Source organism: Caulobacter sp. CCH9-E1 (assembly GCF_001556515.1).
In the GTDB taxonomy this organism is placed as follows: Bacteria; Pseudomonadota; Alphaproteobacteria; order Caulobacterales; family Caulobacteraceae; genus Caulobacter.
The window spans coordinates 1-5,787 of sequence record NZ_LSJA01000239.1 but is presented as its reverse complement, the minus strand read 5'-3'; the positions used below and the strand labels follow the sequence as shown (position 1 = coordinate 5,787).

The window sequence follows — 5,787 nt, the reverse complement described above, 5'->3', positions numbered from 1 at the left end:
GTTCTTGGTTCGTACTTTTAGCCGAGGTTTAGCGCACAAACCTTGAGGTGAGGCCCAGTGATCTCGCCGATCGCCGTGGGCATGGTCCAGCGGATCGACGCGCTGTTCGAGATCGAGCGGGGGATCAACGGCCAAGACGCCGACCGGCGCCTGGCGGCTCGCCAGACGCTCAGCGCCCCGCTGGTCGCCGAGATGGAGATCTGGATGCGCGAGCAGCGCGCCAAGCTCTCACGGGGTCACGACCTGGCCCGGGCCTTCGACTACATGCTCAAGCGCTGGGCCGCGTTCACGCGCTTCCTGGGCGATGGCCGTGTCTGCCTGAGCAACAACGCCGCCGAACGGGCCCTGCGCGGCGTGGCCATGGGGCGTAAGTCCTGGCTGTTCTGCGGATCTGATCGCGGCGGCCAGCGCGCGGCGGTGATGTACAGCCTGATCGTCACCGCCAAGCTCAACGACATCGACCCTCAGGCCTGGCTGGCTGACGTCCTGGCCAGGATCGCCGAGCACCCCAGCCAGCAGCTCGATGATCTGCTGCCCTGGAACTGGCAGCCCCTCGCTACCGCTGATCGCGCCGCTTAGCTTCCGACGCGGTGTTCACCGGATGCGTACAATTCCACGAGTTCTAGGTCGTTTGCGTTAGCCGATGCTTGGTCCGCCGCCAACAAGACGTCCAGGGAGTTTAGCCCCAGATCGTTCATCAGGGCTGTCAACTCCGGGAGCGTGCTCCCATCCTTCATGCCCGCTTGCAACTGTCCAAGTCCGGCCAGCCGCGCTTTCACCGACTCAGGATCGACGCTCCGTTTCGTCATCGTTCGTACGGCGTTGGGATCAGACCAGGCTTCGCGCAGACGTTTCTCTATGTAAGAGAAGCTCTTGGCGCTGCGCCTGCGAACGACTTCGCTGGCGCCATAGGCTGTGCATGCAACAAGGCCCCAGCGGGTTGAAATGCCCGTGCGTTCGCAAAGAGCTTCCAGCCTTGGCAACGCAGTTCGTGGTATCGACATTTGGCCGCGTCGTTTACTGGCCTTGTAGCGAGCGAGCAGACGTCGCATCTCGCCTGGCAAGAGTTTCTCTACGCCAAGCAAGCCAAATTCCGCGATTTCGTAGACATCGAGCGGCTTCGAGCCGTTGCGAGCACGGCCAACGATCGCGTGAAATTCTTCATTATCCGGGGCGTTCAAGATTAGGAGCTTGGCGCGTCGGTCGGTGGCGACTTTCTTCCAACGTTCCCGTTCACGGGCTTCAGCTGACGCATCCACGTCGGCGCCTTCGCCGTTGTCCTCGGTCGCGGTCACGGAAGGGATCTCTTCCTGCTCTGCCATCGAATATACCTGGGCGTTCCTGCAAGCGGGCTTGCGCAGATTAGGCGATATGGCGGCGTCACAACAGGGTTCAAGTGAGTTAATGCGACAAAATAGACCACGAGCTGGACGTAAACGTCAGCAAAGCATGTGACTTTTTTGGCGTCGCGAGACGCAGGAGAGCGCACGCCTACGCACACAAGCGTCCCCCGGCGCATTCTGGCGCTGTCCGGCGCAAGTTGGCGATTCGGCGCCGGGCAATCCGTGCAATCCCGCTTGCACGGCGTCGAGGTTAAATGCTGTTAATTCCTGTGTCGCCGCTCTGGCGTTCGCTAGCTCGAACAGGGACTAACCCCATGAAAATCCGTCAGATCCTCTCCAAGAAGAGCGTCGAAATGGCGCTCACCGCCGCCATCTGCGTGGCCGCTGTGTCCGGCGCGGCCGTCGCCGGCACCGACAGCACCTTCACGACGACCGTCACCTCGCTGACCGGCTGGGCCAACGGCTCGCTGGGCAAGCTGGCCGCGGTCGCCGGCATCGGTTCGGCCCTGGTGGGCATGGTCCTGAAGTTCGACTGGAAGCTGATCGGCGGCGCCCTGGGCATCGGTCTGACGGCCGCCACCGGTCCGACCATCGTCAGCGGTCTGGCCACCGCCCTGTTCTAGGACAAGGCAAAGCAGCTCGGCGAAGACAGACATCGCAGAGCCGCGCCGTAGCGACTGGTCGGGCAGACGATCCCAATCTCCGGCCCGATCAGTCGTTGCTCTTTCGAAAAAGCGAACCGGAATGGCCCGTCTCTCGGGGACATAGAGACGGCTGACACAGGTCCGGGGATGCGAAGCGGGTCATGTCAAAGGAAACCTATATTCCGCAATATCTGGATGAGCCCGAGCGTTTTTTGATCTTTACGCCGGACGAGCTCATCGCAGTCGTAATCCCACTGGCGATCTGCACCGTGGTGCTGAACTTCGCCTATGGCTTGGGGCTGTCCGCGATCATTTTTATCGCGCTGCGGAAGATGAAGCAGGGTGGGGGCCTTCAGCGCCTTCTCTGGATCGGCTACTGGCTGCTGCCGGCCGACGTCACTAGGCTTAAAGCGACACCCCCTTCGCATCTCCGGGAGATGGCGGGGTGAATCATGCACGCAGCGGAAGCGATCGAGCGCGCTAAGCGCCTCAACGTCCGAACCACAGCTCTGGGTCTTGGCCTTGCGGTAAGCCTCGCGGCCAATCTCGCGATCGCGATGGTCGCGCTCGAGGCCCGCCAGGTGATCCTTGTGCCGACCTTGCCGGTCGACACGGCTATTCGGCCGGGCGCGAGCGTTCCGCCCGAATACCTTGAGAGCCTAAGCCGGGAAATCACCTGGACCTTCCTCAATCGCACGCCCGAAAGCGATCGCTACCTTGAGCGCGCGCTTGAGCGGATCGTCGAGCCCGCGACCTATCAGAAGCTCAAGGCGCAGCTGGTGGATGACCGCAAGGCCCGCCAGGAGACCCGTGGCTCTCAGGCGTGGTGGCCGGACGATTTCTACGTCGACCCCCGTAAGAACTACGTCGAGGTGCGGGGGAATCTCGCCGTCTCCAAGGGCAACGAGATCGTTCAGACCAGCCGCAAGATTTACGCGCTGCGCTTTGTGCAGCACGGCGCGACCCTGCGCTTGGCCTCCATCACCGAGATCACCGCCGAACAGTCCGAAGGCGAGAAGGTCAAGGTTTCGACAGAGGTGTCCCAATGAAATCGATGTGCGTAGTCCCTGCAGCGTTTCTCCTTTCAGCGCTCGCGCTCCCGGCATTCGCCGGTCCGGTCATCGCGAAGGATGGCCGCTTCGAAGCCGATGTCTCGGCTCGTCAGATGTCGCGCATCGCAGTGCTCGGCGACAAGATTGAGAGCGTTCGTAAGATTGATGATCCGAACGGGCCTCAAATCCTAGTCGAGACCGATGCGAAGACCGGGGACGCCTTTATCGGTTTCGACGGTGATGTGGCGGGTCGCGTGTTTTCGGTCTTCCTGGTCACGGAGAGCGGCAGAACGCTCCAAGCGATCCTTCATCCGATCGCAGCCGAAGGCCAGACGGTCCTCGTGAAGCTTGACGGAGCAGGGGCGACAGGATCCAGCCCTACAACGAGCACGCCCATCGCCGGCCGCCCTGATCGTCGTGAGACCTACACCGAGGTCGTCACCGCGTTCACGCGCCTGATGTTCAATGGCGACGAGGTCGACGGGGTCAGCCGAAAGGCCCTCTATGAGCCCTCACGCAAGGCGGGCCCGTTCATGGTGCGCCAGGTTTGGTCCTACGACGTCTCTGGGCTCCATGGCCGCGTCATCTACGTGACAAATGTCAGTCAGGAAGCGGTTCCGGTAACGGTCGACGCGTTCCTGGTGGAGGGCGTCATCGCCGCCGCCGCTTCGCACGAAACGCTCCGCCCCGGCGAACAAGGCCGCGTCTTCGTCGTCGAGGAGGCTGGCCAGTGAGCGATCTTCCTCCGCCCAGCGACGCCGCTGAAGTCGTCCACGACGTCAACGACAAGGCGACCAAGACCCAGCGGTCGATTTGGCTTGTCGGCGCGGGTCTCGCCGGTGTCGTGGCCCTGGGCTACATCTGGTTCACCTTCAAAACGCCGACCGAAGCACCTGCCACAGCACAGCGCGTCACCGCGACGGCGGATGTGCTGAAGACCGGAGACACCGCGCCAGAGGTGGTGAACGGGGATCTGGCGCGCGAGGTTGAGAACCTCAAGACTGAAAACGCTCGGCTGCAGACGGACGCGCTCAACTACAAGACCCAGGTCGACCAGGCTGCGGGCGAGCGCGCTGACGCGCAGAATGTCATCTCCACGCTTCAGGACGAATTGAACAAGACCCGCGCCAGACCCTCCGCCGCACCCGCTGGCGGCACGGGCAGCGTGGTAGGAGGCGGTCAGGGCTCCCCGGCCTTTGGCCCGTTTCCGGCGGCCCCGCTCGCGCCGACGCCGACCCCTGCAGGGGCGGGCGCGGGCGGGGTGCCGCTTGAATACGCCGCTTCTCAGGTCCAGGAACGGCCGCGGCGGTCGTTCTCGACGGTTCGGGCGATCGCGCCGGCGCGCGCCGCCGATGCAGGGTCTGACGGCGATCGTGCTTCAGCGAGCAACACCAGTGGTGATTTCGCCAACAAGCCCGGCGCCACCGGCGTCACCAAGACCGGCGCGGCCGGCGCCAGCTATTTCTCGGGCAAGCTGACCGGCTACCAGACGGTCAACTATGTCCCGCCCAACGCGTATGCGACCGCGAAGGTGTTGGTGGGCGTGGACGGCGCCGCCGGTATCGCGGCTCAGGCTGACCCCAAGCCGGTGCTGTTCCGGATCACGGGCCCGGCGGTGTCGGTCGGCGTCAATGGTCGTTATCAATCGACCGACCTGCGTGGTTGTCTCGTCAATGGCGCGGCCTATGCCGAACTCTCCAGTGAGAAGGTCTACGTCAAGCTCCAGCGGATCTCGTGCCCGCTCGGAAAGGACAAGTTCTCCGTCGCGACCGTAGAAGGCTACGCTACGCAGTACGGAAAGGCCGGCGTTCGCGGGCGCGTGGTCGAGCGGTCTGGAGGCCTTACAGGTCGCGCCGCCCTGGCCGGCTCGCTGCAGGGCCTGGGTCAGGCCCTTTCATCGAACTATCGCAGCGCTCAGGGTGGCATCAACGCCGTCGCTGGCGCCGGCGGTCTGCTCGGCGGTGAAAAGCTGTCGTCAGGCGAAATCGCTCAAGGGTCTGTCGCGAGCGGCGTGAGCAACGCCGCTTCCATGTTGGCCGACTACTACATCAAGCGCGCCGAGCAATATCAGCCGGTCATCGAGATGCCGACCGGCATGTCGATCGAGGTCGTCTTCCTCTCCGGCTTCCAGGTGAAGGGGGACTGATGCTCTTCGCCTTCGTCATCCTCCTCACGCCTCCTGCGCCGTCAGCAGCGCCAGCCCGCCTGGCTTGTGAGTGCTGCTCGCCGACCGTCCCCAACCACATCGCGCCTCCGCGCGCCCATACGGGAGTTGCCCAATGAAGATCTCGCGTAAGGTCATGCTCGTCTCTGCGATCTCAGCTCTGGCGATCGTCGGCTCGACCGCTGCGGCCTGGGCCCTGTCCCAGAACGCCAACGCCAAGCTCCTCAGCCGCCTGCAGACTGAGTTTCCGGCGACTAAGATCACTGGGGTGAATTGTGACTTCAAGATCAAGGGCGTCTGTGAAGTCGTCGCGGGGAAGAACGTCTTCTACGCCACGGCGGATGGTCAGAAGGTCTTTATCGGGGAAGTCCTCGACCTGAAGTCCAAGACCAACCTCACAGCCGCTCGGATCACCGAGCTGGCCGCCATGGCCGGCGCCGAAGCCAAGATCGGGGGCGCACCATCGGCGCCTCAAGCCAACGCCGAGCTACCCGCCCCGGCCGCGCCCAGCAGCGTCATTAAAGTCGATCTGTACGTCGTCAGAAGTTTTGAGACAGCCGGGCTGCGGATTTAGCGGAGGGTTG

7 protein-coding genes and 1 pseudogene are annotated in these 5,787 nt (G+C 63.5%); 7 read left to right on the top strand and 1 reads right to left on the bottom strand.

Annotated elements, in window-relative coordinates:
• Positions 1–54: 54 nt before the first annotated feature.
• Positions 55–579 (top strand): annotated as a pseudogene (locus AX690_RS13410) (transposase); the annotation flags it as partial.
• On the opposite strand, the gene AX690_RS22920 reads toward AX690_RS13410, so the two are convergent.
• On the bottom strand, positions 576–1,295 hold the full coding sequence (locus tag AX690_RS22920; RefSeq protein WP_156449669.1) for a hypothetical protein: 720 nt from the start codon (positions 1,293–1,295) through the stop codon (positions 576–578). The pseudogene AX690_RS13410 and the gene AX690_RS22920 overlap by 4 nt on opposite strands.
• A gap of 362 nt (positions 1,296–1,657) precedes the next feature.
• Here AX690_RS22920 and AX690_RS13395 point away from each other — a divergent pair, with 362 nt between their 5' ends.
• From AX690_RS13395 to AX690_RS13370, 6 genes are all read left to right on the top strand, one after another.
• On the top strand, positions 1,658–1,966 hold the full coding sequence (locus AX690_RS13395) for a hypothetical protein (RefSeq protein WP_062095432.1): 309 nt from the start codon (positions 1,658–1,660) through the stop codon (positions 1,964–1,966).
• Between the two features lie 182 nt (positions 1,967–2,148).
• A complete protein-coding gene (gene traL, locus AX690_RS13390) occupies positions 2,149–2,436 on the top strand; it encodes a type IV conjugative transfer system protein TraL (RefSeq protein ID WP_062095430.1) in 288 nt (95 codons plus the stop codon).
• 3 nt (positions 2,437–2,439) lie between these two features.
• The gene (locus tag AX690_RS13385; protein ID WP_062095428.1) at positions 2,440–3,036 is read left to right on the top strand and encodes a TraE/TraK family type IV conjugative transfer system protein; all 597 of its coding nucleotides are present in this window, start codon (positions 2,440–2,442) and stop codon (positions 3,034–3,036) included.
• Positions 3,033–3,773, top strand: coding sequence for a type-F conjugative transfer system secretin TraK (locus tag AX690_RS13380; protein WP_066684446.1), 741 nt, complete (start codon positions 3,033–3,035; stop codon positions 3,771–3,773). Before AX690_RS13385 ends, AX690_RS13380 begins: the two co-directional genes overlap by 4 nt.
• Positions 3,770–5,185 (top strand): TrbI/VirB10 family protein, encoded by a 1,416-nt coding sequence (locus AX690_RS13375; protein WP_066684448.1) that lies wholly within the window; start codon positions 3,770–3,772, stop codon positions 5,183–5,185. The genes AX690_RS13380 and AX690_RS13375 overlap by 4 nt, the downstream gene beginning before the upstream one ends.
• Positions 5,186–5,318: 133 nt before the next feature.
• Positions 5,319–5,777 carry a disulfide isomerase DsbC N-terminal domain-containing protein gene (locus AX690_RS13370; protein WP_066730409.1) on the top strand — a complete coding sequence of 153 codons (459 nt, stop codon included), beginning with the start codon at positions 5,319–5,321 and terminating at the stop codon, positions 5,775–5,777.
• Positions 5,778–5,787: the final 10 nt, after the last annotated feature.

Bases quoted from the DNA above. Each gene is read 5' to 3' on its own strand.
- AX690_RS13380 (WP_066684446.1), top strand. From the start codon at position 3,033: ATGAAATCGATGTGCGTAGTCCCTGCAGCGTTTCTCCTTTCAGCGCTC.
- AX690_RS13385 (WP_062095428.1), top strand. From the start codon at position 2,440: ATGCACGCAGCGGAAGCGATCGAGCGCGCTAAGCGCCTCAACGTCCGA.
- AX690_RS13370 (WP_066730409.1), top strand. From the start codon at position 5,319: ATGAAGATCTCGCGTAAGGTCATGCTCGTCTCTGCGATCTCAGCTCTG.
- traL (WP_062095430.1), top strand. From the start codon at position 2,149: ATGTCAAAGGAAACCTATATTCCGCAATATCTGGATGAGCCCGAGCGT.
- AX690_RS13395 (WP_062095432.1), top strand. From the start codon at position 1,658: ATGAAAATCCGTCAGATCCTCTCCAAGAAGAGCGTCGAAATGGCGCTC.